The sequence below is a fragment of the Streptomyces sp. SYP-A7185 genome, assembly GCF_046103685.1.
Lineage (GTDB): Bacteria > Actinomycetota > Actinomycetes > Streptomycetales > Streptomycetaceae > Streptomyces.
The window spans coordinates 8,047,059-8,071,298 of the sequence record NZ_CP122310.1; the positions used below are offsets into that span (position 1 = coordinate 8,047,059).

Genomic DNA, 24,240 nt, shown 5'->3' on the forward strand with positions numbered 1-24,240 from the left:
GTGAGGTGGGTCGGCTACGGGGCGGACGCCGAGTTATGTTCCCCCGGGGGCGGTGTGGGTTTCATGGAGTCGGTTGCTAGTGACTCGAAGAGTTCGGTTGCGTGTGCCAGCAGCATTCGTTGTTCTCCCGCCGGCAGCGTTTGGACGCCGCCGCGGTCCGCCACCCGGCGGGCGAACTCCGCGCGGGCGGCCATGCCTTCCGGGGTGTGTGCCGTGCCGAACGCCGGGTTGCGGACGAGGGCGAGGCTTCCGCTGTGGTCCGTGGTGCGCTGCCTCGGCTTGGGCAGGAGCTTCCCGGATCCTGCTGCGGTCGTCGTGGGCAGGATCACGGACAGGCGGTGGAACACCGTGTTCAGATCGATGTGCCGGGGGCCGTCCGGGACCCCTTGCTCGAACAGTTGCAGCAGCGCGCCGGTGAAGCCGGTGTGCCTGTCCGTCAGCGCGTAGCGTGCCCGGGTGGTTTTGCCCGTGGCGCACAGGACATGGATGTCTCCCGCGCTCCGGTCCTCCAGGGCCCGGCCGGCGAAGCAGCAGTCGAGCACGACTACCGGTTGATTCGCCCGCAGCGACCTCAGGCGGCTGAAGACGGAATTCACGGGCACGCCGGTACGGATGCGGTCGGCACCGTCGTCGACCGAGCCGTGGAGCGTCAGGAAGAGTTCCATGAGGCCGCGCCCGCCGCCGTCCAGGGATTCCTGCATGCCGTGCCCCACGTAGTAGAAGAGCACCACGTCCGGCTGCTGACCCGCGATCTGATCCAGCGGGCCCAGGATGTCTTCCGCGCTCTTGGGGTTGGTGACGGTGACCACGCGCTCGTCACGGAAGAGTCCCCTGGGCCCGGTGAGGGCACGCTGGAGATCGGCCACGCTCGTCTCGGCCTGCGGAATCGCTTCCAGCGTGGAAGAGAGGTACTCCGACGCGCCCACGAGAACAGCCCATGAACTCTCCCGGTCAATCACACGGGTCGGCCAGGACATCCTCATCCGGTCCCTTCGTTCGGCAGGCAGTCCCGGAAAAGCCGCTCCTGCACTTTTGAGATGTCTGCTGCGTTTCGAGCCGTGCCGGTGATCACCGCACCGTTCGGGCAGTTGATGCTCACGGAGAAGGGTTCCTTCATCGAGCGCGGGAACATCCATGACACCCATGAACCAACTGCCCCCAGAGCGACCGGGAGCAGTTGGGGGTTCTCGGCGATGAGACGTACCACATCGTCCCAGCCTCCCATCTCTCCCGGCCGGGCGGGCCTGGACACCGCCTCGATCCTGGCGCGCGCCAGGTCCTCCGTGTCCATGAGCCACTGGTGCAGGCTCTGCAAGAGGGCTTCGGCCTCGTGTTCGTCTCCACCGAAGCGAACGATCAGTTCAGACACAGCGGGACCCCCTGCGGTCAGCCGAACCGGGACTCGTACGGCACCTCTCCACGCCAGGGACCCCGGACGGTCTGCCTCGAACGCGGGAACGGTGAGGCGGCAAAGATCCCCTCATGCAGTGAACTCAGCTGACATGTGAGGGTAGTGAGCCATGCATCGTTTGGCCATATGGCGACAGGACAACTCCGTTGCTGCCGGTGCTGCTGCCGGTGCTGCTGCCGGTGCTGCTACCGGCGGAGCCGGGGAGCGTCAGTGCGCAGTCACTGGTGTGTCATCGGGGGTTCGTAGTCTGCTGCTGGTTTTACGGGGGTAGTGCCGCGTGACCGGTAGTGCTGCTCGGGCCTGGGGTTCAGCTGAGGCGACAGCGCCAGAACACCGGAGGGTGCATGGAATATCGAATTCTGGGACAGGTCGAAGTGCGGCACGACGGCAAGGAGTTGCCGCTCTACGGAGCAAAACCGCGCACGGTGCTGAGCGCTCTGCTGCTGGCCGACGGACTGGTCGTCTACGACTCGCAGTTGGGCGAGCACCTGTGGGGCCAGAAGGCACCCGCCACCAGGAACGCCCAGATCTACACCTACATCTCGCGGCTGCGGAAGATGCTCGGCCCGCACGCGCGGATCACGCGGCGCTCGCCCGGCTATCTGATGCAGATCGACGAGACCTCGCGGTTCGACCTCGACGAGTTCACCGACCAGTCGCAGCGCGGGCACGACGCGCTGCACAAGGGCGACTACCCGCAGGCGGTCTCGCTGCTGTCCTCGGCGCTCTCACTCTGGCGGGGGCCCGCGCTCGCGAACGTGTCCTCGCACCTCGCCGAAGCCGTGCGGCCGCAGTTGGAGGAGGCCCGGATCACGGCGCACAGCGGCCGCATCGAAGCCGAGCTCGCGCTCGGCCGACATGCCTCGCTGGTGCCCAGGCTGACCCAGCTGGTCCGCGAGTACCCGCTCCAGGAGCGGTTTCGCGCGCAGCTGATGACCGCCCTGTACCGCTGCGACCGGCAGGCCGACGCCCTCGCCCTGTACGAGCAGGGCAGGCGGATGCTCGCCGCCTCGCTGGGCGTCGACCCCGGTGCGCTGCTGCACGAGGTCATGCTCGCGATCCTCAACTCCGATCCGAGGCTGCTCGGCCCGGTCCGGGAGCGTTCGCCGGCCGTGGCGGGCCGCTCCGCGCTGCCGGGCTTCGCCGTTCTCTGAGCGGCGACCGGACCGGCCACCCACCCGCGGCGCGGGATCCCGCCCGCACCCCGAACGACACCCCGAACGACACCCCGAACCACCCGAACCACACCCCGAACGACACCACTGGAGGCAACGCCATGACCGCATCTGTGCCCGAGACCACCCTGGCCGCGGAGGACCGGGCCCGCATCAAGGACGTGGTGTGCGAGGTCCTCGACATCGAGACCGAGGAGATCACCCCCACCGGCTCGTTCACCGAGGTCTACGGCGCCGACTCGATGGCGCTTGTGGCCCTCGGCGCGTCGCTGGAGCGGGCCTTCGACGTCGAGATCGACGAGGAGAAGGGGTTCTTGATGGACGACCTGGAGAGCGTGTTCGCCGTGGTCGGCGAAGCGCTCGCCACCAGTCGCTGATCCGGATCCCCGACGCGAGGAGGGCGAAGTGAGCCAGGACGGTGACGTGGACGGTGACGTGGGTGGCGGCGTAGACGGTGACGTGGACGGCGGCGTAGACGGTGACGTGGACGGCGGCGTAGACGGTGACGTGGACGGCGGCGTAGGTGGTGACGTGGGCGGCGGCGTAGGTGGTGACGTGGGCGGCGCCGTAGACGGCGGCGTGGGCGGTGATGTGGACGACGCCTTGGACAGAGTGGTGATTACCGGTCTGGGCGTGGTCAGCAGCATCGGCACCGGAGTCGGCGACTTCTGCGCGGGTCTGCGCGAGGGCCGCAGCGGGGCCAAGCCCCTCACGGCCTTCGACACCACGGGCTTCGCGCACTCCATCGGATGCGAGGTGACCGGATTCGCCCCCCAGGAGTGGCTGGAGCGGCTGGAACCCGAAGGCGTCGGCCGCGCCACCCAGTTCGCCGTCGCGGGCGCCCGCATGGCGCTCGGCGACGCCGGACTCGACGTCGAGGACGTACGCAGCCGCCGGGTCCTCGTGTCCGTCGGCACCAGCGACGGCGAGACCCGCGACCTGGACACCCTGACCGGACAGCAACTGGCCGACGGCGACGAGGCACTCGACCCCGCGATCGCCGAGCGCGCCGACGCCAACCGGCTCGCCTCCGGCGTCGTCCGCGAGCTCGGCCTGCGCGACGTCGAGACGATGACGATCGGGACGGCCTGCGCGGCCGGCAACTACGCGATCGGCAGCGCCTACGACGCGCTGCGCACCGGTGACGTCGACATCGCGCTCTGCGGTGGCGCGGACGCCGTGTGCCGCAAGACGTTCACCGGGTTCTACCGCTTCGGCACGATCGCCCCCGAGAAGTGCCAGCCCTTCGACAAGGACCGCAAGGGTCTGCTCTCCGGCGAGGGCAGCGGCGTACTGGTCCTGGAGAGTCTGCGCTCGGCGCGGGCACGCGGCGCGCGGATCTACGCCGAGGTGCTCGGATACGGGCTCAACTGCGACGCGGGGCACGCGGTCGCGCCCGACCAGGACAGCCTGGCCCGGTGCATCCGGCTCGCGCACGCCAACGCGGGCATCAAGCCCGAGGACGTGGACCTGATCTCGGCGCACGGCACCGGCACACCCACCAACGACGTGGTCGAGACCGGCGCGATCCGCCAGGTGTTCGACGCCCCGCCGCCGACGGTGTCGGTCAAGAGCATGATCGGGCACGCGATGGGCGCGGCGAGCGCCCTGGCCGCCGTCGCCTGCGCGCTCGCCATCCACGAGAGCTTCATCCCGCCCACCATCAACCACCAGAACACCGACCCGGACTGCGGCCTCGACTGCGTGCCGAACGAGGCGCGCCCCGCCGAGCTGAACGTGGTGCAGAACAACGCCCTCGCGTTCGCGGGCAACAACGTGGTGCTGCTGCTGGGCCGGCATCAGGAGATGACGTGACGACGATCGAGGCGACCGGGCCGCTGAGCCCGCGCGGTGCGGCTGCGGACAGCCGGACCCTGGTCCTGTCGGGGTGGTCCGCCGTGACCCCCTACGGCGTGGGCCGCGACGCCCTGCGCGACGGCCTGCTGTCCGGCCGCTCGGCGGTCACGGAGTCCGGGCCCGCCGCGGAGTCCGGGCCCACCGCGGGATCCGGGTCCACCGCGGGGTCCGGGTCCGTCGCGGAGTCTCCGTCGCAGCCGGGCACGAAGCCGCAGGGCGGAGAGTCCGGCGAGTCCGGCGAGTCCGGCGAGCGTGTATGGTCCGCGGTCGTCCCCGGGTTCAAGGCGTCGGACCACCTCGGGCGCAAGGGAACCCGCGGCATGGGCCGAGCCACCTCGTTCGCCGTCACGGCCATCGACGTGCTGCTGCGCGAACTGGGCCCCGAGGTCACCGAGGACCCGGAGCGGATCGGTCTCGTGCTCGGCGTCGGCCACGGCAGCGTGCAGGCCGCCATGGACTTCACCCGGGGCGCGCTCACCGCGTCCCGGCCCTACCTCGTGGACGCGCTGCGCTTCCCGGACACCTTCCTGAACCGGGCCGCCGGGCAGAGCGCGATCTGGCACGGCCTCAAGGGACCCAACACGACCGTCGCCGGCGGCAGGCTCTCCGCGCTCCTCGCGATCGGTTACGCGGTCCGGCTCAACCGCAGCGGACACTGCCGCCGGCTGCTGGTCGGGGCCACGGAGGAGTACTCGCAGGCGCGGGCGCTCCTGGCGCGTGCGGCGAGCGGGCCGGGCGAGACGCCCGCACCGCTGGGCGAGGGCAGCGTGGTCGCGCTCATGGAACCGGCGTCCGACGCGACGGCTGCCGGGCGCGTCCCGGTGGCCACGGTCCTCGCGACGCACTTCCGGGCCGCCCCGGACGCCGCGACCGGCGGCGACGAGCTCGCCGCGTGCGTACGGGCGGTGCTCGCCAAGGCAGGCGCCACCGCCGGCCACATCCGCCTGGTGGCACCGCTGGGCGAGTACGCGGAGCAGGAAGAGGCCGGCATCCGCGCGGTGACCGGCGACTCCGAGCCGCACTGGCTGCACTGCCGGCCCCTGCTGGGCGACGCGTTCGCCGCGTCCGCGGGGCTACAGCTCTCGGCGGCCTTGGCCGGCGGCCAGTACTGGCCCGAGCGCGAGGACCTGGCCCTGATCACCGGCATCGACCGGGACGGCACGGTCGGCTGCCTCCTGCTCGGGCGTCCGGCCTGAGCTGCCACCGCGGATGCGAGCACGGGGGCCCTACGGGCGGAGCAAGGCCCGGCCAGGGAGCCATGGCAATGAACCACGGGGAGCAAGCCACGGGGAGGAACCGTGGGGGAGAGAGCTATGAGAGAGAGGCGGCCGGTCGGTGCGGCCACGAACGAAGCTTCCATGAACCACGTGACCGAGGTCTACCGCCTCGACGCCGCCGAGAGCGACCTGCTGGACAAGGTGGCCGCCGAGGCCGCCGCGACCTACGACAGCGTGGAGGACCCGAGCTTCGTCGCCGACGCGCGCCTGCTGGCCCAGCACCTGCCGTACGGTCTGCGGGAGTGGCTGGAACGGGTCCGGGTCAGTGATGACATCGGTGCGTTCCGCATCAGCGGGCATCGGCTGGACGACGGCGAACTGGGGCCCACGCCGCCGGAGTTCGAACGAGCGGCCCGCGAACCGGCGCTGACGCCGGAGATCTGCCTGGTGCTGTTGGGTGCGCTGCTCGGTGACGTGTTCGGCTGGGAGACGCAGCAGGCGGGCCGCCTGGTGCATGACGTGGTGCCCAGCGAGTACGCGCGCAATTCGCAGACCAGCGCGAGCAGTTCCGTCGAACTGGGCTGGCACACGGAGGACGCCTTTCACCCTTACCGGGCGCACTATTTGGGCCTCGCCTGCCTGCGTAATCCCGACCGGGTGCCGACCACCCTGACCGAACTGCGTTCGCTGCGCCTGACCGAACACACCCGGGCCATTCTGAGCATGCCGCGCTTCCACCACCTGCCCGACACCTCGCACAGCCCCACCGGCGGCGAGGACGTAGGCGCGTGGGCGGATCCCCCGCCCGCTCCGATCCTGTCGGGGCCGGCGGGAATCCGGTCGCTGTGCGTGGACGCCGACTTCACCGTCGTGTCCGGGGACGATCCGGAGGCCCGAGCGGCGCTGGACGAGCTGAAGGCGGAGATCGGTCGGCGGCTCGGCGACCTGGCCCTGGAACCGGGCGACTACCTCTTCCTGGACAACCAGCGGTGCGTCCACGGGCGTAGACCCTTCCGGCCGCGGTTCGACGGCACGGACCGCTGGCTGAAGCGGGTGAGCGTGACGCGCGATCTGCGGCGCATGGCCGACGCGGGGGTCACGGCGACCCGGCGCACCGCTCGGGCGGTCACCGTTCCCGCGACGCATTCGCCGAAAGAAGAAGCGTGAGCCGTGAATGTGGCGCGCTTTCCGATGCATTCCTTGAGCTGGCTGTTTTCCGCACGACTTAAAGGCCTTATACGCACTCTCGCCGTACGGAAGCATGAGGCGTGCCCAACTGCCGTTAATGACGGGGGAGTTCTGTGCGGGATCCGCTCGACCTGTTCGCCGATCGGGCAGCACGGACACCTGACGCTCCAGCGGTCATCGCGCGGGACGAGCAGTTGTCCTTCGCCGAACTCGACCGGCGGTCCACCGCCCTCGCCCAGGCCCTGACCGCGCGCGGCGCAGGCCCCGAGCGGCTGGTGGGGCTCTGCGTGCGGCGCGGTGCCGCGATGGCCGTCGGCGTACTGGGCGTACTCAAGTCCGGTGCGGCCTATGTGCCGCTCGACCCCGCGCACCCCAAGGACCGGCTGCGGTGGATGGCCGAGGACGCGGGCGTGACGGCCGTGGTGACCGAGCAGGCGACGGCGGGTCTGTTCGACGCATTGACCGAGTCGGCCGGGCTCACCGTGATGGACCACCAGGCGTTGGCCGAGAGCGCTGCGGACTCGGGGAAGGTGTTGCCGCCCTTGGTGCGCCCCGCGCCGGAGAATCTCGCCTACGTCATCTATACCTCCGGCTCCACGGGACCGCCCAAAGGGGTCGCCGTCGAACATCGGCAGCTGGCCCATATCTGGTCGGCCTGGGACGAGTTGTACGGGATCGGCGCGCGGCCGCTGCGTTTCGTGTCGGTCACCAGCCTGTCCGTCGACCTGTTCTTCGCGGACATGCTGCGGTCCGTCTTCTCCGGTGGCGCGCTGGTGATCGCCCCCGAGGAGGCGATCGCCGATCCGGCGCTGCTTCTCGAACTGATCGAGCGGCACGGGGGCACGGCGGTCGAGACGATGCCGGGGCTCGCCACGGAGCTGGTGCGTGAGGCGGACCGGACGGGACGCGGTATGCCGCCGCTGCGGCTCCTGTCGGTCGGCTCCGAGGGCTGGGCCGCACGGGACTTCGCCAGGATCGCGGGGCGGCTCCATGCGGACACGCTCGTGGTCAACGCGTACGGAACGACCGAGACGATCATCGACTCGTGTGTCCTGCGCCTTCACCCCACCCCTGAGGCCGCACGGGCCGTCCAGGGCAGATTCCTGCCCATCGGGACACCTCTCGCGCGGACGGCCGCCCATGTGCTTGACGCGGGACTGCGGCCGGTGCGGGACGGGAAGGAGGGCGAGCTGTATCTGGGCGGGAGCGGCGTCGCCCGCGGCTATCACGGGCGCGGGGCGCTGACCGCAGGCCGCTTCGTCGCCGACCCGTTCGGTGCGGCCGGGACCCGGATGTACCGGACCGGTGACCGGGTGCGCCGGGGGGCCGACGGAAACCTGGAGTATCTGGGCCGTACGGACGAGCAGTTGAGCGTGCGCGGTTTCCGGATCGAGCCCGGCGAGATCGAGGCCGCGCTCCTGAGACACCCCGGCGTGCGGCGCGCGGCCGTCACGGCGGGGGAGGAGAGCAGGCACGGGCTCGTCGGATACGTCGAGCCCGAGACGGGCGAAGGCGCGCCGCCCACACCGCCGAGCGGCGAGGAACTGCGGCTCTTCCTCGCCGACAGCCTGCCCGCGCACATGGTCCCGGCGGCGTTCGTCGTGCTCGACCGGCTGCCGCTGCTGCCGGGCGGGAAACTGGACCGGCGTGCGCTGCCCGCGCCGGAGCGGGGTGCGGCGTACGTCCCGCCGCGCACCGACGCCGAGCGGGACCTCGCCGGGATCTGGGCCGAGGTGCTGGGCCTGGAACGGGTGGGTGCCGAGGACGACTTCTTCAACCTGGGCGGCGATTCCATCATCGGCATCCAGGCCGCCGCCCTCGCGCGATCCCGGCTCGGCGTGGTGTGGCCCTACCGCGCACTGTTCGACAGGCCGACGCTGGCGGAACTGGCCGCCGTGCTGGTGCCTGCCGAGGGGGTCGGGCCGTCCGTAGGGAGCGTGTCGCCTTCCGGGGCCGCGGCTGGTGTCGGGGCTGCGTCCGGGTCTCGTCCAGGGACGGACGCCGACGAGCTGTTGCCGTTGCGGTTGCCGTTGCCGTTGTCGCTCGCGCAGCAGTCGCTGTGGTTCCTGCACGACTACGCGCCGGGCGCCGAGTACAACATCGGCAAGGCCCTCCGGCTGACCGGCCCGCTGGACGTGGCGGCACTGCGGACCGCGCTGACCGAGGTGGTCACCAGGCAGGACGCGCTCCGTACGACCTTCCAGAAGGTCGACGGGCAGGGCGTTCAGGTCGTGGTGGAGCCGGGTGCGGACGCCGTGGTCCTTGACTCCATCGACTTACGGGGCGATCACGACGGGTCGGCCGCAGGGGGCATGGCGGAGGGCGCGGCGGAAGGCGTGGCGGGCGCGCTGGAACCAGTCCTTGAGCACCTGCTGCGCGACGAATGCCGCCGTGTCTTCGACCTGGCGGCGGCGCCTCCACTGCGCGCCCTGCTCATACGGCTCGGCACGGACGACCACGTCCTCTCCCTGACGATGCATCACCTCATCACCGACGGCTGGGCCAACGAGGTCCTGCTCTCCGAACTCGCCCGGTGTTACTCCGCCGCCGTACGCGACGAGCCCGCCGCACTGCCCGTACTCGGCGCCCGCTACGCGGACTTCACCCGCTGGCAGCACGCGCACTCGACGGGCGCAGACGCCGACCGTCAACTCGACTACTGGCGATGTCAGTTGGATGGCCTGATGCCGACCGAGCTGCCCACCGATCGGCCGCGCCCCGCCGTGCGCGGCAGCGCCGGCGCCGCGCGGTGGGCCACCGTCCCCGCCGATGTCACCGCGCGGCTGAAGGAGCTCAGCAAGGCACGGCGGGTGAGTCTGTTCACGACACTGATGGCGGCTGCCCAGCTTCTCCTCTCCCGGCACTGCCGGCAGGCCGATGTGGCCGTCGGCACGGTGGACGCGGGGCGCAGCCGTACCGAATGGGCCGATCTCGTCGGGTACTTCGTCAATACGGTCGTGGTCCGCTCCACCGTGGACGAGCGGCAGCCCTTCGGCGACTTCCTCGGCCAGGTCCGGGACACCCTGCTGGATGCCGTCGCGCACGCGGACGTACCGTTCGAGCAGGTCGTGCGCGCGCTGGCACCGGAGCGCGACCCGGCCCGCTCGCCGCTGGTCAGCACGATGGTGGTGATGCAGAACGCGCCCACCAGGGAGCCGGACTTCGCCGGGCTGACCGCCGAGGAACTGGAACTGCCCACGGTCTCGGCCACCTTCGACCTGACCCTGGAGTTCCGCGAGCGGGGCGACGAGCTGCGGCTTTACGTCAACTACAACACCGACCTGTACGAGGACGCCACCGTACGCCGCCTCACCGGGCAGTTGACCGCGCTCCTCGCGGAGATCGCCGCCGATCCCGAACGGCCGCTGCGGATGCTGTCCATGGACTCGCCTCCGGTCCCGGCCGCGCCTCGGTCCGAGGAACAGCCTCCGCCGTTCGCCCACGAGTTGTTCGCGGAGTGGGCGCGGCGGGCTCCCGAACACCCTGCCGTCGTACACGGCGGGACAGAGCTGACGTACCGCGAGCTGGACGCACGCGCCAATGGGCTCGCCCACCGCCTGGTGGCTTGCGGGGTCGGCCCCGAGACGCCCGTCGGGATCTGCCTGGAGCGCTCGCCGGAGCTGATCGTGGCGCTCCTCGCCGTCCTCAAGTCCGGCGGCACGATGGTGCCGCTGGACACCCGGTATCCGCGCGAGCGGCTCGCGCTACTGCTCGCGGACACCGGCACGCGGGTGGTGCTGACCCGCGAGCCGCTTCACGGCGTACTGCCACTGCCCGACGGCACGACCGTGACCTGCCTGGACCCGAGCGGCGCCGAGCAGGGCGGGGACGAGCAGGACGGCGCCGAGCAGGGTGGCCCGGCGTGGGGCGGCCCGGCGTGGGGCGGCGGGGCGGCGCGCGGCGGGGCCGAGCAGGTGCCACGGGCCGACGCACCACCCCGTACCGGCCTGGGACCGTCGAACCTGGCCTACGTCATCTACACCTCGGGCTCGACCGGCCGTCCCAAGGGCGTGATGATCGAACACGGCTCCCTGGGGAGGCGGATCGCCGAGGACGGCTGCCGCCGGTTCGGCTTCGGGTCGGACGCCCGGGGATTGCTGCATCTTTCGGTCTGCTTCGACGGCGGCCTCTGGTACGCCTTGGTCGCGCTGTGCTCGGGCACCACCCTGCACCTGAGCGAGGCCGACGAACGCGACGGAGCGGTCGGCCTCGCCGAGCAGCTGCGCCGCGACGGCGTGACGCAGCTGCTCCTGACGCCCGCGCTGCTCGCCACCCTCGCCCCCGGCGAGGTCCCGGCCCTCGAAACGGTCCTGCTCGGCGGCGATGTCTGCCCGCCCGAGCTGGTGGCGGCCTGGCTGCCGGGGCACACCCTTGTCAATGTCTACGGGCCGACGGAGACGACCGTCGCCGCCACGACGCATCTGCTGCCCGCGGGGACGGACCCGGACACGGTCGCCGGGGCCATGCCCATCGGCGGGCCCGTCGACGGCGCCCGCATCGAGGTGCTCGACCCCTATCTGCGGCCCGTGCCCACCGGGATGGACGGCGAGCTGTACATCGGAGGCCCCGGGGTCGGACGAGGGTATGTCGGCGGGCCCGGCCTCACCGCCGAACGCTTCGTGGCCGACCCCTGGGTCCCCGGGGCACGGCTGTACCGCTCGGGGGACCTGGTCAGGCGCCGGGCCGACGGGTTACTGGACTTCCGCGGGCGGGTCGACCAGCAGGTGAAGGTGCGGGGCTTCCGCGTCGAACCGGGGGAGACCGAGGCGGTCCTTGCCGCTCACCCGGGGGTGGGCCGGGCCGTGGTGGTGGCGCGGGACGGCAGGCTCGTGGCATACGTCGTGGCGGCCGGCGGGCAGTCGGGGGACGAGGGCTGCGTGGACGAGGGCTGCGGCGACGGGGGCTGCGGTGACGGGGGCTGCGGTGACGGACGAGCAGCCGCGCCCCCCACCCCCGAGGCCTTGCGGCGCTCTGTCGCGGAGGTGCTGCCCGCGCCCATGGTGCCTTCCGCCTTTGTGGTGCTGGACGAGCTGCCGGTCAACCGCAACGGCAAGGTGGACGGCCACGCCCTCCCCGAACCGGGACGGCCCGCGACGAGTCCCCGCTTCGAGGCGCCGCGCACCCGCGTGGAACGGGTGCTGGCGGAGGCATGGACGTCGGCCCTCGGCCTCGAACGGGCCGGAATCGACGACAACTTCTTCGAGCTCGGCGGCGACTCGATCCTCAGCGTCCAGGTCGTCGCCGCTCTCGGGCGTGCGGGGCTGCGGATCGCACCGCGCGACATCTTCCACCGGCAGACGATCCGCGAGCTCGCCGAGATCGTGCCCGACGCTCACGTCCTCGCCGGCGCGTCCGGGCCGCCCGACGCTTTCACCACCGAAGCGGGGGAGCCCCTCGACGCCTCTACCGTCGCGCAGGCGGCCGACGCCTCCCTGACGGGGCTGTTCCCGCCCACCCCGATCCAGCACTGGTTCTTCGAGAACATCACCGCGTGCCCCGACCGCTTCACCATGCCCCGCTGCGTCGAGCTGGCCCCCGGGGTGGACGTGACGGCTCTGCGCGCAGCCGTGCATGCGCTCGTCGCGCACCATGACGCCTTGCGGACGCGGGCGACGCGTGACGAGGACGACGGGACGTGGCGGCTGCGGATCGCGCCGATGGCGGACGAGGAGGACAAGGAAGGCGAGGAGGACAAGGAAGGCGAGGAGGGCGACGACGTCTTCGAGACCTACGGCGGGCTGGCCGACGATCCATCCCCGTCCCCCGACTTGTCCGCCGTCGTCGCACACGCCGAGGCCGCGCTCGATCTGCGGACAGGGCCGCTCCTCAAGGCCGTCCACATCGACCTGGGCCCGGAGCGGCCCCCGCGGCTGCTGCTGATGGTCCACCACTTCGTGGTCGACGGCGTCTCCTGGCGGATCCTGCTGGAGGACCTGCGCACCGCCTATCTCCAGGCCACCGCGGGATCCCCTGATGCCCCTGTCGCCTCGATCGACCTCGGCCCCAAGACCACCTCGTTCCCGGACTGGGCGCGACGGCTCGACGCGTACGTGGCCTCTGGCGGACTCGACGACGAACTGCCCTACTGGACGGGCGTCCAGCCCCCGCCGCAAGCCCCGTCCGACCCCGCCAAGGTCAGCACCGGCGCGGTCCTGACCGCCGGGCTGACGCAGGACGAGACCGCGGCGCTGCTGCGTCAGGCGCCCGCCGCCTACCGCACCCGGCCGAACGACATACTCCTGACCGCCCTCGCGTGGGCGCTCGGCCCGGGGCCCGTGGCGATCAACCTGGAGGGCCACGGCCGGGAACAGCTCTTCGACGGAGTGGACCTCTCCCGTACGGTCGGCTGGTTCACCACGCAGTTCCCGGTGACCATCGAGCTGCCGGATCCGGCCGAAGAAGCGTACGAGGTGGACACGGCCCCAGAGGCGTACGCGGCGGAGACGGCCGACTGGGGACCCGCGCTCAAGGCGGTCAAGGAGCAGCTGCGCGCCGTTCCCCACAACGGCCTCGGCCATGACGCACTGCGCTACCTGCGCGGACCCGGCGCACCGCGCGGACCCCGGCCTCCCGTGAACTTCAACTACCTCGGCCGGTTCGCCTCTCCCGACGCCCGCGGCGGCTGCTACAGCGGACGGGAGTTCCCGCTCACCGACGCCCTCCACCCGGAGGAGAACCGCCCGTTCGGGCTTGAGGTGACGGCCCGGACCGTCGGCGGCGAACTCACCTTCACCTGGGACTACTCCCGCGATGTCTACGACGGTCCGGAGATCCGGCGGCTCGCCGACCGGACGCTGGCGGCGTTGCGCGCGATCACCGCGCACTGCCTCGCGCCCGGCAGCGGCGGGCGGACGCCCTCGGACTACCCGCTCGCCACGCTCGACCAGGCGCAGGTCGACGCGCTGGTCGGGAGCGGGCGCGAGGTCGAGGACGTCTATCCGCTGACACCGCTCCAGTCCGGCATGCTCTACCACTCCCTGAGCGGCCTGAGCGGCCTGAGCGATGGTGACGGGACCGATGTCTACGCCCGCCGGTTCACGTTCGTCCTCGACGGCGTCACGGACCCGGGGGCGCTGGCCGACGCCTGGCGGCGCGTGGTCGCCGCGCACCCCGTGCTGCGCAGTACGGCGCACTGGTCCGGTCTCGGCGAGCCCGTGCAGGTCGTGCACCGCGCGGAGCCCCGCATCACGCACCACGACCTTCGGTCGCTGCCGCCCGGCGAGCAGCGCGCGCGGCTGCGGACCCTGGAGGACGAGGACCGGGCCGAAGGCCTCGACCTGCGATGTCCGATCCCCTTCCGCGTGGGGATCGCGCGGCTTTCGGACCGCAGGGTGCACGTGCTCCTGACGACGCATCACCTCTTCATGGACGGCTGGAGCATGACCCGGACCCTGGACGCGGTCCTCGCCGGCTGCGCCGCGCTCACCCGGGGCGAACAGCCGGAGCCCCTCGTGTGCACGCCCTTCCGGGAGTACGTGGCGTGGCTGCACGGAGGGTACGGGCCGCACGGTCGAGGTGGTGCGGACGAGCGGGCCGACGCGGCGGCCGAGGATTACTGGCGCAAGGCACTCGCCGGATTCGACACGCCCACACCTCTGCCGTACGACCACCGCCCCACGGGCCCGGTCAGCGGCGTGGCGCGGACGTACGAGCTGCGGCTGCCGGGCACCCCGGACATCGGGGGCTTCGCGCGGCGCCACCGGCTGACCGTCAGCACGGTCGTCCAGGGCGCCTGGGCGGTGCTGCTCGCCCGGCACGCGGGAGTGGACGAGGTGCTTCTGGGCACCACGGTCTCCAGCCGTCCGGCCGCGATACCCGGCGTGGAGACCATCAGCGGCCCGCTGATCAACACCCTGCCCGTACGGGTGCCGGTCGACCCCCGGGCCGACGTCCTCGACTGGCTCACGCGGCTTCAGGAAGAGCAGGCGACGGCACGGGAGTTCGGCCACCATCCGCTGTCCCGGATGCAGGACTACAGCGGGGTGCCCACCGGGACCCGGATGTTCGACAGCACGCTCGCGTTCGAGAACTACCCGGGCGACCCGGCCTCCGTACACCACGGCGACCTGCGCGTGGTCGAGCTGGACGGCGACGACACCACCAACTACCCCCTCGCCCTGGTCACGCACCCGGGCGACGAGCTGGTCCTGCAACTGGCCTACGACCCGGCGCTGTTCGAGACCGGCACCATCGAGCGGCTCGCGGGTCGGCTGCGGACCGTGCTGCACGGCATCGCGGACGAGCCGCACCGCAGCGTCGGCGAGTTGCCGATGCTGCCCGAGGGGGAGCGGGACCAAGTCCTCGGTGACTGGTCCCGGTCGCCCCTCGCCTCCGCCGAACCCCGCTGCATCCAGGACCTGTTTGCCGAGCAGGTCCGCCGTACGCCGGACGCGCTCGCGCTCCTGAGCGGCGACGGGACCGAGCAGGTGACGTTCGCCCAACTGGACCGGCATGCGGACCAGTTGGCTCGCGCATTGGCCGCTCGCGGCATCGGGCCCGAGTCGATCGTCGGCCTGTGCCTACCGCGTGGGGTCGTCATGGCGACGGCTCAGCTGGCGGTGTGGAAAGCCGGTGCGGCCACGCTGCCGCTCGACCCCGGCCATCCCGCCGAGCGGCGCGCGTGGATGCTGGCCGACGCGGGCGCCGCGCTGGTGCTGCTGCCGACGGACGCCGGGTGGGATCCGGGCGTGCCGGTGCTGACGCTCGGCCCCGACACGGAACCGTTCCTGGACCTGGGCACGGGTACGGACACGGGTACGGACACGGGCCTGGGCGCGGGCACGGGCACGGGCACGGAAGGCGGTACGGCACCGGCACCGGCACCGGCGCGCACGACAGCGCCGAAACTGCGGGCAGATCCCGCCAACGCCGCCTACGTGATCTACACCTCCGGTTCGACCGGGCGCCCCAAGGGCGTGGTCGTCACCCACCGGGGCGTCGCGCATCTCGCCGCCACCGGGGTGCAGAACGCGGGCATCGGGCCGGGCAGCAGGATGCTCAACTGGCTCTCGCCCGCCTGGGACAGCGCGTTCTTCGAGCTGGCCGTGCCGCTGGTCACCGGGGCCACCGCCGTCCTGGCCCCGCCGCGCCCCCTGCCGGAGCTGACCGGGCTCATCAGGGAGCGCGGGGTCACCCACCTCGTCACGCCGCCCGCCGTCATGGCGACCATGTCCGCCGCGTCCATACCCGGCCTGACCGTGTTCGCGGCCGGTGAGGCGCTGCCCGGAGACACGGTCGAGAGCTGGTCGCGCGCGGGACGGGTGCTCAACGGCTACGGACCGACCGAGGCGACGGTGTGCACCGTCATGAGCACCCCGTTGTCCGGGAGCGGCTCTCCGCCGCTCGGCCGGCCCGCGGCGGGCACCCGGGCTTTCGTCCTGGACGCGCGGCTGCGGCCCGTGCCGGTCGGTGTCGTCGGCGAACTGCATCTCGCGGGGGACTGCCTCGCACGCGGCTATCTCGGCCACCCCGGGCTGACCGCGGGCCACTTCGTGGCATGCCCGTTCGGGGAACCGGGCGAACGGATGTACCGCACGGGGGACTTGGTGCGCTGGGCGCCCGACGGCACCCTGCACTTCGTCGGCCGGTCCGACGACCAGGTCAAGGTACGCGGCGTGCGCGTGGAGCTCGGCGAGGTGGAGGCCGCCCTCACCGAACATCCTGGGGTGGCACAGGCGTGCGTGGTCGCCGCGGGGGAGGGCTCCGCGCGGCACCTGGTGGCGTACGTGGTGAGCGCGACGCCGGGGCCGCCCGGAGGCGGCGGAGAGACGGGAGCAGGCACAGTGGCCGGCCCGGGGGCGGGTGACCTGCGCGCATACCTGGCGAGCCGGCTGCCCGAACAGATGATCCCGACGGCGTACGTCTCCATGGAACGGATGCCCCTGACCCCGTACGGCAAGGTCGACCGGCAGTCCCTGCCCTCACCCGAGGCTCCGGTGGGCGCCGGGTATCTGCCGCCGCGCACCGACAGCGAGCGGACCGTGGCCAAGGCGTGGACCGCACTGCTCGGCAGGGAGCGGGTCGGTGTCCGGGAGAAGTTCTTCGAGGCGGGCGGCTCCTCGCTCACCCTCCTGCGACTCGCCGACCAGCTGCCCGGGTTGAGCATGGCCGAACTCCTGGAGCACTCGACCATCGAGGCGATGGCGGCCCGCCTCGACCTGCGCCGCACGGCCGACCCCGTGACCGACCCCGGCGTCGACCACACGGGCGACCACGGCGTCGAAGGCGACCACGAACTGTGAGGCGGGCTGTGAAACGGGGGCACACGATGGGCCGAGACGACCGAGACGACCGAGACGACCGAGACGGCCGAGATGACCGAGACGGCCGAGACGACGGAAACGACGGAGACTGTCGAGACGGCGGCGACGGCCGCGAGAGCCGGGAAGCCGTAGCGATCATCGGGATCGCGTGCGCACTGCCGGAGGCAGACACGCTGGACCGGCTGCACGACAACCTCACCGCCGGCCGGAACGCCGTACGGGCGGCGGACGCCGACCGGATCACCTACGCGGGCGGCGACCCGCGGACCGAGTACGCGCAGCTGGGTTATCTGGACCGGATAGACCTCTTCGACCACGCCTTCTTCGGCATCTCGCCCGGCGAGGCCGAACTCATGGACCCGCACCAGAGACTGACCCTCCAACTGGTCCACCAGGCACTGGAGAACGCCTGCCTCGCCCCGGCCACGCTGCGCGGCTCCCGCACGGCCGTGGTCGTCAGCGCACCGGACCCGTCGTACGCGCGGCTGTACGGGAAGGACGACCCGCAGCAGATCCTCGGGTCGATCCCGGCCGCGCTGGCCGCCCGCGTCTCGTACCTCTTCGACTTCGCCGGACCCGCGCTCGTCGTCGACACCGCGTGCAGCGGCAGCCTGAGCGCGCTGGCGCTCGCCGTCCAGAAGCTGCGCGAGGGTGAGTGTGACCTCGCGGTGTCCGGTGGGCTCAGCGTGCACTCGGTGCTGCTGCCCGAGCAGGACCACGAGCGGCTGCTCGGCGTCGAATCGCAGGAGGGCGTGTGCCGCCCGTTCGATGCGCGGGCCGACGGTACGACGGGCGGGGAAGGCGGCGGCTATGTCGTCCTCAAGAGGCTGTCCGACGCGCTCGCCGAAGGGGACCCGATCCACGCCGTGCTGCGCGGCGTCGCCGTCAACCACAACGGCGCCGGAGCCACCAGCATGAGCGCCCCCAGCGCGAGTGCCCAAGCCGCCGTCATCGCCGAGGCGTGGCGGGACGCGGAGGCCGACTTCGGCAAGGCGGGTTACGTCGAATGCCATGGCTCGGCCACCCCGCTCGGTGACGTCGTCGAGGCGGACGGGCTGCGGCAGGCCCTCGCGGCGAGCGGCGGAGAATCCGGCGGACGGCCGGGCGCACCCCTCGACATCGGGTCGGTCAAGAGCAACGTCGGGCACCTGGACCACGCGGCGGGCATGGCCGGTCTCTTCAAGGTCCTTGCCGCCCTGCGTCACGCCACGCTCTATCCGACCGCCCACTTCAGCGCGCCCAATCCGCTGATCGAGTTCGCCGGCCGGCTGAACGTGCGCACGGAACCGGCCCCATGGCCCGCCCCGGAGGAGGGGCCCCGCCGGGCGGGTCTGAGTTCCTTCGGGCTGACCGGGACCAACGTGCACGCCGTCATCGAGGAGGCGCCCCAGCTTCCCCCAAGTGCGCGGACACCGGACGATCGGCCGCACCTGGTCACCCTCTCGGCAAAAACCCCGGCCGCGCTCGGCCGTTACGCCGCGCGGGTCGCCAGGTTCCTGAAGCAGACCGACCACGGGCTCCCGGAGGTCGCGTTCGCGCTGAACGCGGGCCGCGACGACCACCCGTACCGCTGGGCGGGCACCGCACGCGACACCCGCGAGCTGGCCGAGGTGCTGCGCGCGGCCGAGCTGCCGGACCGGCCGGTCGCGCCCGAAGTCCCGGTGGTGCTCCTGTTCTCCGGCGACACGGAACTGGACGATGCGACCTGGGCCCGCCTCTGTACCGCGTTCCCCTCGCTGGAGTCGCGCCGGTCCGGTCAACTGTCGCGCCATCGCGCCCTGTTCACTCTGCTCGGACGGCTGGGCCTGAAGAATCCCCGGATGGTCGGCTCCGGTCGCGGGAATGTGGTGGTGCGGCTGCTGCGGGAACGGATCGGCGAGGACGAGGCGGTCCGGTTGTACGACGACACGCCCCCGACCACGGCGGTCGATCCAGAGGGGTTGCGGCGCGCGGTACGCGGCTTCCTCGCCGAGGGTGCGGTGCTCCTGGAGATGGGCGCGGACGGCGCCCTGTCGCGCGCGGTGACAGCCGAGGAACCGGGATTGCCTCTCGTACGCCTGCTGTCGAACAACGAGACGGGCGACCAGACGGGCGGCAAGACAGGCGAGGAGGCGGATGGCGGAGTCCTTGACGCCCTCGCGCGGTTGTACGCGTGGGGTGCGGCGTTCGACTGGCGGGCGCACCACGCAGGCGCCGAGAGCGCGCCCGGCCCTCGCGGCACCCGCATCCCCCGCATCGAGGCCCCCACCTACCCCTTCGAGCCCGTCTCGTGCTGGTGCGGCCCGCAGGAGGCACCCCGCGGGGAGAGCGAGGCACTTCCCGCGCCGCACATCAGTACCGCGCATGACGCGGACCTGGAGCAGGCCATCGCGGACATCTGGCGTCGCATCCTCAAGTCCCCCGAAGTACAGGCCGATTCGGACTACTTCGGGCTCGGTGGCACCTCCATCGCCGGCATCAGCCTCCTGCGCGAGGTCGAGAGCCGGTTCGCCGTCAAGCTGACCTTCGCCGATCTCTACGAGCACCGCACGGTGCGCGACCTCGCGGCTCTGGTCGGCGGGCGCCGGGGTGCCGTCGGCCCGCACACGGACTGGACCGTCCCGCTGCTGCCGCGCGAGCCCGGAGCGCCGCTGCCGCCGTCCATCGGGCAGGAACAGCTCTGGTACCTCGACCAACTCGCCCCGGACACACCCCTGTACAACATCCCCGCCGACCTGCGCCTGCACGGCCCGCTGGACCGCACGGCCCTGAGCGGAGCGCTCGTGGACCTGGCCCGGCGGCACGAGGTCATGCGCACCCGGATCGCCGCCGACGCCGACGGCGTGCCACGGGTGTACGCCGACGTGCCGGAGCCGGAGCTGAAGGTAGTGGACCTGAGCGGCGAGGCGGACCCCGAGGAACGGCTGCGGGAGCTGGCGGAGGCCGAGTCGACCACACCCTTCGACCTGGCGCGCGGCCCCCTGGTGCGCGCCGTCCTCTTCGCCGTGTCGGACGAGGACCACCTGCTCCTGTGCACCTGGCACCACGGCGTCTTCGACGGCTGGGCGCCCCGGATCTACTTCCGTGACCTGGCCGAGTGCTACGCCGCGCGCCTCGCCGGACGCGCTCCCGACCTGCCCGCTCTGCCCGTGCAGTACGCCGACGTCGCGGCCTGGCAGCGGTCCCGGCTCGACTCCGGGCTGCGCGAGTCGGGGCTGGACTTCTGGCGCGCGCACCTCGCCGGACTGCGCCCGTTCGAACTGCCCCTCGACCGGCCGCGCCCCGAGGTCGAGTCGCATGCCGGAGCCCTGCTGAAGTTCTCGCTGAGCGGTGAACACACAGAAGCACTGAGGGAGTTCAGCCGTCAGGAAGGCGTGACGACCTTCGTCACCATGCTGGCCGTCGTCGACGCGCTGCTGCACCGGTGGGCGGGCCAGGACGACGTCGTGATCGGATCCGCCACCTCAGGCCGCGGCAACCCGGTGACCCACGAACTGATCGGCTACTTCAACAACGCGCTGCCGTTCCGTACGAAGGTCGACCCGAGCCTGACGTTCCGCGAGCTGGTCCGGCGCTGCTCGGCCACCGTCACCGGGGTGCTCGACCACGAGGAGGTGCCGTTCGCGGACATCGTGGCCGCGCTCAAGCCGCCGCGTGACGCGTCCCGGCACCCGATGTTCACCGTGGCCTACTCGCATCAGAACACCGTGCCCCACCCGCCGCGGCTGGAGGGCCTCACGGTCGCGCCCGTCGCCGAGGACAGCGGTGAAGGCGTCGCCCCCGGCACCGCCAAGGTCGACCTGACGCTCGGCATCATGGACCAGGACGACGGCCCGATGAGCGGCTACCTGGAGTACGCGGTCGACCTGTTCGACGCGTCGACCATGCGCGACCTGTGCCGCTTCTACCAGGACATCGTCGGCGCGGCCCTCGCGGACCCGGACAGCCCGCTCGGCGAGGCGCTGCCCTCGTGGAACCCGACCAGTCGCGTCGAGGCGACGGCACTCCCGGACACGGCCTGGGAAGCGGTCCAGCAGCACGCCGAGCGCGCCCCCGAGCGGACCGCGCTCGTCGTCGCCGGTGAGCACGTCTCGTACGGGGAGCTCGTCCGGCGCGTCGGGGACCTCGCGGAGCGGCTGCGGCGGTCCGGTGCGGGGCGGCTGGTCCCGGTGTGCGCGGAGCGCGGCCCGGAGCTGGTCGTCGGCTGGCTCGCGGCGCACGCCATCGGCGCGGCGTTCGTCTGTCTGGACCCCACGGCCCCCGGGAAGCGCCGGGCCGCGATCCTCTCCGAACTGCGCGCCCCGGTCATGATCGAGGGCGACGCCATCACCGTCCTGCGGGACGAGTCCGCCGACGGCGGACCGGGCCCCGCCGCGCCGGACACCGCCGCGGGGCTGGCCTACATCGTCTACACCTCCGGTTCGACGGGCCGGCCCCAGGGCTGCGAGATCGAGCACCGCGGCTTCCGCAACCTGCTGCGCTGGTACGGCGAACAGCTGCGGGTCTCCGCGTCCGACCAGGTGGCGCAGTCGTCGGCGGCCGGATACGACGCCGCCGTCATGGAGATCCTGGGCCCGCTCTGTCACGGCGCGACCCTGCACTTCCTGCCCGCGTCGCAGACCCCCGACCAGCTGCTGCGCTGGCTGGCGGAACACCGGATCACCGTGACCATGCTGCCCACGCCGAGGGCGGAACTGCTGCTCGCCGAGTACGCCCCCGTGCCCGGACTCGCTCTGCGCACCCTCGGGATCGGCGGAGACCGGCTGCACGTGCGGCCGCCCGCCCGGCTGCCGTTCGAGGTGCTCAACCTCTACGGCCCCAGCGAGTGCACGGTCACCTGTACGTGGTCCCGGATCGCGGCATCGGGTGACTCCGCTCCCGACATCGGCCACCCGATCGCGGGCTCGGCCGCCTACGTCCTGGACGACCGCTGCCGCCCGGCGGACACCGGCGAGCTCTATGTCGCCGGTGCGTCCGTGGGGCGCGGCTACCACCGGCGGCCCGGACGCACCGCGGCCCGCTTCGTGGCCGATCCGTTCGGTCCGCCGGGCTCGCGCATGTACCGCACCGGTGATCTGGCGAGCCGCGCGCCGGACGGCACCCTCACCGTGCACGGGCGTGCCGACCATCAGATCTCCCTGCGCGGATTCCGTGTCGAGCCCGCCGAGATCGAACGGGCCCTGGTGGCCTGCGCGGGCGTACGTGAGGCCGTCGTCGTCCCCGAGCGGCAGGCGTCGGGCTCGCTGCGGCTGGTCGCCCACGTGGCGGGGGAGGCGCTGCCGGGAGAGGCGGAGCTGCGCGCGGCCGTCGCCGACCGGCTGCCGGCGCACATGGTGCCCGCGCGCGTGGTGCCGCACACCGCCCTGCCCAGGACCGCCGGCGGCAACAAACTCGACCGCCGCGGCCTCACCCGAGCGACCCAGGAACCACAGCAACCCCAGGAACCACAGCAACCCCGGGACCCCCAGGAGCCGACCATGCCGCCAGCCGCACGCCCCACCCTCGCCGCCGGCCCCGCACCCGCCCCCGGTTTGTCCGTGACCGAGGCGGAACGGGTGCTGGCCGGGATCTGGACCGAGCTGCTCGGCCGCGCCGGCATCGGACCCGACGACGACTTCTTCGAGATCGGCGGCGATTCCCTCCTGAGCGTGGGCGTCGCCGCACGGGCAGGCCGCGTCGGCGTCCACGTCACGCCCCAGGACGTGCTCCGCCACCCCACCCTGCGCGGGCTCGCCGAGGTGGCGGCGGCGACCGGGTCCACGGCCGGCGGCGACGCACCGGCGGCCGGGACGGCGGCGGGCACACCCCAGGACACCACCCCCTCCGGCTCCCTGCCCCTCACCCCGCTGATCCACCGCCTGCTCGACGGCAGGGACGAGGCACCGGCGGACTTCGTCACGATCGAGGTCATCGAGGTCGCGGCCGGAGTGCCGGCCGAGTCCGTCCGCACGGCCCTCGCGCACCTCGTGGCGATCCAGGAACCGCTGCGCTACCGCTTCCTGCGCAACGGCCTGGGCTGGCGCGCCGAGTGCGCGGCGGTCGAGCACGCCGAACTGCTCGACACCACCGTGCTGCCGCCGCTGGGCCCGGAGGACGAACTGGCGCTGCTGGAAGCCGACAAGGACAAACTGATCGACAAGCTGGACCTCGCGCGCGGCCCGCTGCTCCAGGCCAAGTTCTACAGCCGGGGGCCGCACCGCCCCGGCGTACTGCTGCTCGTGGTGCACCACTTCGCGTACGACGAGATCTCGACCGTCCCGCTCCTTGAGGACCTCAACGGGGCCCTCGCGGACATCGCGGCCACCGGCGCGCCGCGCCACGAGACCCGCCCGCCCGCCTGGCGCGCCTGGGCCGGGCGGCTGCACGAGCTGGCCCAGTCCGACCAGCTGGCGGGCGAACTCACCTACTGGACGAGCGTGCTGCGCGCGGGCCGGCAGGGGGACGCCCCCACGGAGGCCGAGACGCCCGCCGCCGAGCCCGGCATCATCTACCGGCAGGTGCCCGCCGACACGTTCGCGGCTCCGCTGACCGTCTCGGGACCGGCGAGCCGGGAGGCGGCGCTGGCCGCCGTGGCCTGCGCGTGGGCCCGGTGGCGCGGGCAGCCGCACGCCTATCTGGGGACCGTCGGCCACGGTTCACCGAACCCGTACCGCCCTGCGGACCGGTCCAGGTCCCTGGGGTGGTTCACCAACTTCTTCCCCGTGCTGCTCCCCGTGGAGCCCGGCGCCCGCGTCCCCGACGCGCTGCCCGGCGTCGTCGACGCGCTGCGGGCCGTCCCGAACGACGGCGTCGGCTTCGGCATCCTGCGCACGCTGAGCCCGCGCACCGCCGCCGTCGAGGAACTGCGGCAGCTGGCCGAGCCGTTGGTGTGCGTGGAGCACAAGGTCGGCGGCGTCGACACCATCCAGGTCGGTGACGGGGCCGTCCGTATCAGCCAGGCGCCGCTCGCGGGCCGGATGGGGACGCTCCTCGAAGTCAATCCCATCGTCGTCGTCACGGCGGTCGTGCACGGCACGCTGGAGATCAGGCTGGTCCACAACGGCCGCTACGAGGCCGCCGGGATGGCGGAGTTCGCCGACCACCTCGCCGAGGCGTTCACCGAGCTGAGCGGCGTGGCGGCCGTGCCGCCCGGGGCCGGGCGGGAGGGCTGA

General features: G+C 72.5%; 9 protein-coding genes. 7 read left to right on the forward strand and 2 right to left on the reverse strand.

Annotated elements, in window-relative coordinates; all coding sequences use genetic code 11:
- Window positions 1-14: 14 nt before the first annotated feature.
- The gene (locus QBL25_RS35215) at window positions 15-983 is read right to left on the reverse strand and encodes a caspase, EACC1-associated type (protein WP_409060997.1); all 969 of its coding nucleotides are present in this window, start codon (window positions 981-983) and stop codon (window positions 15-17) included.
- Window positions 980-1,369: an effector-associated constant component EACC1 gene (locus tag QBL25_RS35220; protein ID WP_409060998.1), complete on the reverse strand. Its 390-nt coding sequence runs from the start codon at window positions 1,367-1,369 to the stop codon at window positions 980-982. Before QBL25_RS35220 ends, QBL25_RS35215 begins: the two co-directional genes overlap by 4 nt.
- A 386-nt stretch (window positions 1,370-1,755) precedes the next feature.
- Between QBL25_RS35220 and QBL25_RS35225 the strand changes: the two genes are divergently transcribed.
- The 7 genes from QBL25_RS35225 (at window position 1,756) to QBL25_RS35255 (ending at window position 24,240) form a co-directional block, all read left to right on the forward strand.
- Complete coding sequence (locus tag QBL25_RS35225; RefSeq protein WP_409060999.1) at window positions 1,756-2,565, forward strand: BTAD domain-containing putative transcriptional regulator; 810 nt, start codon at window positions 1,756-1,758, stop codon at window positions 2,563-2,565.
- A 122-nt stretch (window positions 2,566-2,687) separates the two neighbouring features.
- Window positions 2,688-2,963, forward strand: a complete 276-nt coding sequence (locus QBL25_RS35230; RefSeq protein ID WP_409061000.1) for an acyl carrier protein — start codon at window positions 2,688-2,690, stop codon at window positions 2,961-2,963.
- Between the two features lie 202 nt (window positions 2,964-3,165).
- Window positions 3,166-4,401 (forward strand): beta-ketoacyl-[acyl-carrier-protein] synthase family protein, encoded by a 1,236-nt coding sequence (locus QBL25_RS35235; protein ID WP_409062891.1) that lies wholly within the window; start codon window positions 3,166-3,168, stop codon window positions 4,399-4,401.
- Complete coding sequence (locus tag QBL25_RS35240; protein WP_409061001.1) at window positions 4,398-5,639, forward strand: beta-ketoacyl synthase N-terminal-like domain-containing protein; 1,242 nt, start codon at window positions 4,398-4,400, stop codon at window positions 5,637-5,639. Before QBL25_RS35235 ends, QBL25_RS35240 begins: the two co-directional genes overlap by 4 nt.
- A 162-nt stretch (window positions 5,640-5,801) precedes the next feature.
- Window positions 5,802-6,827, forward strand: a complete 1,026-nt coding sequence (gene gntD / locus QBL25_RS35245) for a guanitoxin biosynthesis L-enduracididine beta-hydroxylase GntD (RefSeq protein ID WP_409061002.1) — start codon at window positions 5,802-5,804, stop codon at window positions 6,825-6,827.
- Window positions 6,828-6,961: 134 nt separating this feature from the next.
- The gene (locus QBL25_RS35250) at window positions 6,962-17,089 is read left to right on the forward strand and encodes an amino acid adenylation domain-containing protein (protein WP_409061003.1); all 10,128 of its coding nucleotides are present in this window, start codon (window positions 6,962-6,964) and stop codon (window positions 17,087-17,089) included.
- Window positions 17,090-17,115: 26 nt separating this feature from the next.
- Window positions 17,116-24,240: an amino acid adenylation domain-containing protein gene (locus tag QBL25_RS35255; protein ID WP_409061004.1), complete on the forward strand. Its 7,125-nt coding sequence runs from the start codon at window positions 17,116-17,118 to the stop codon at window positions 24,238-24,240.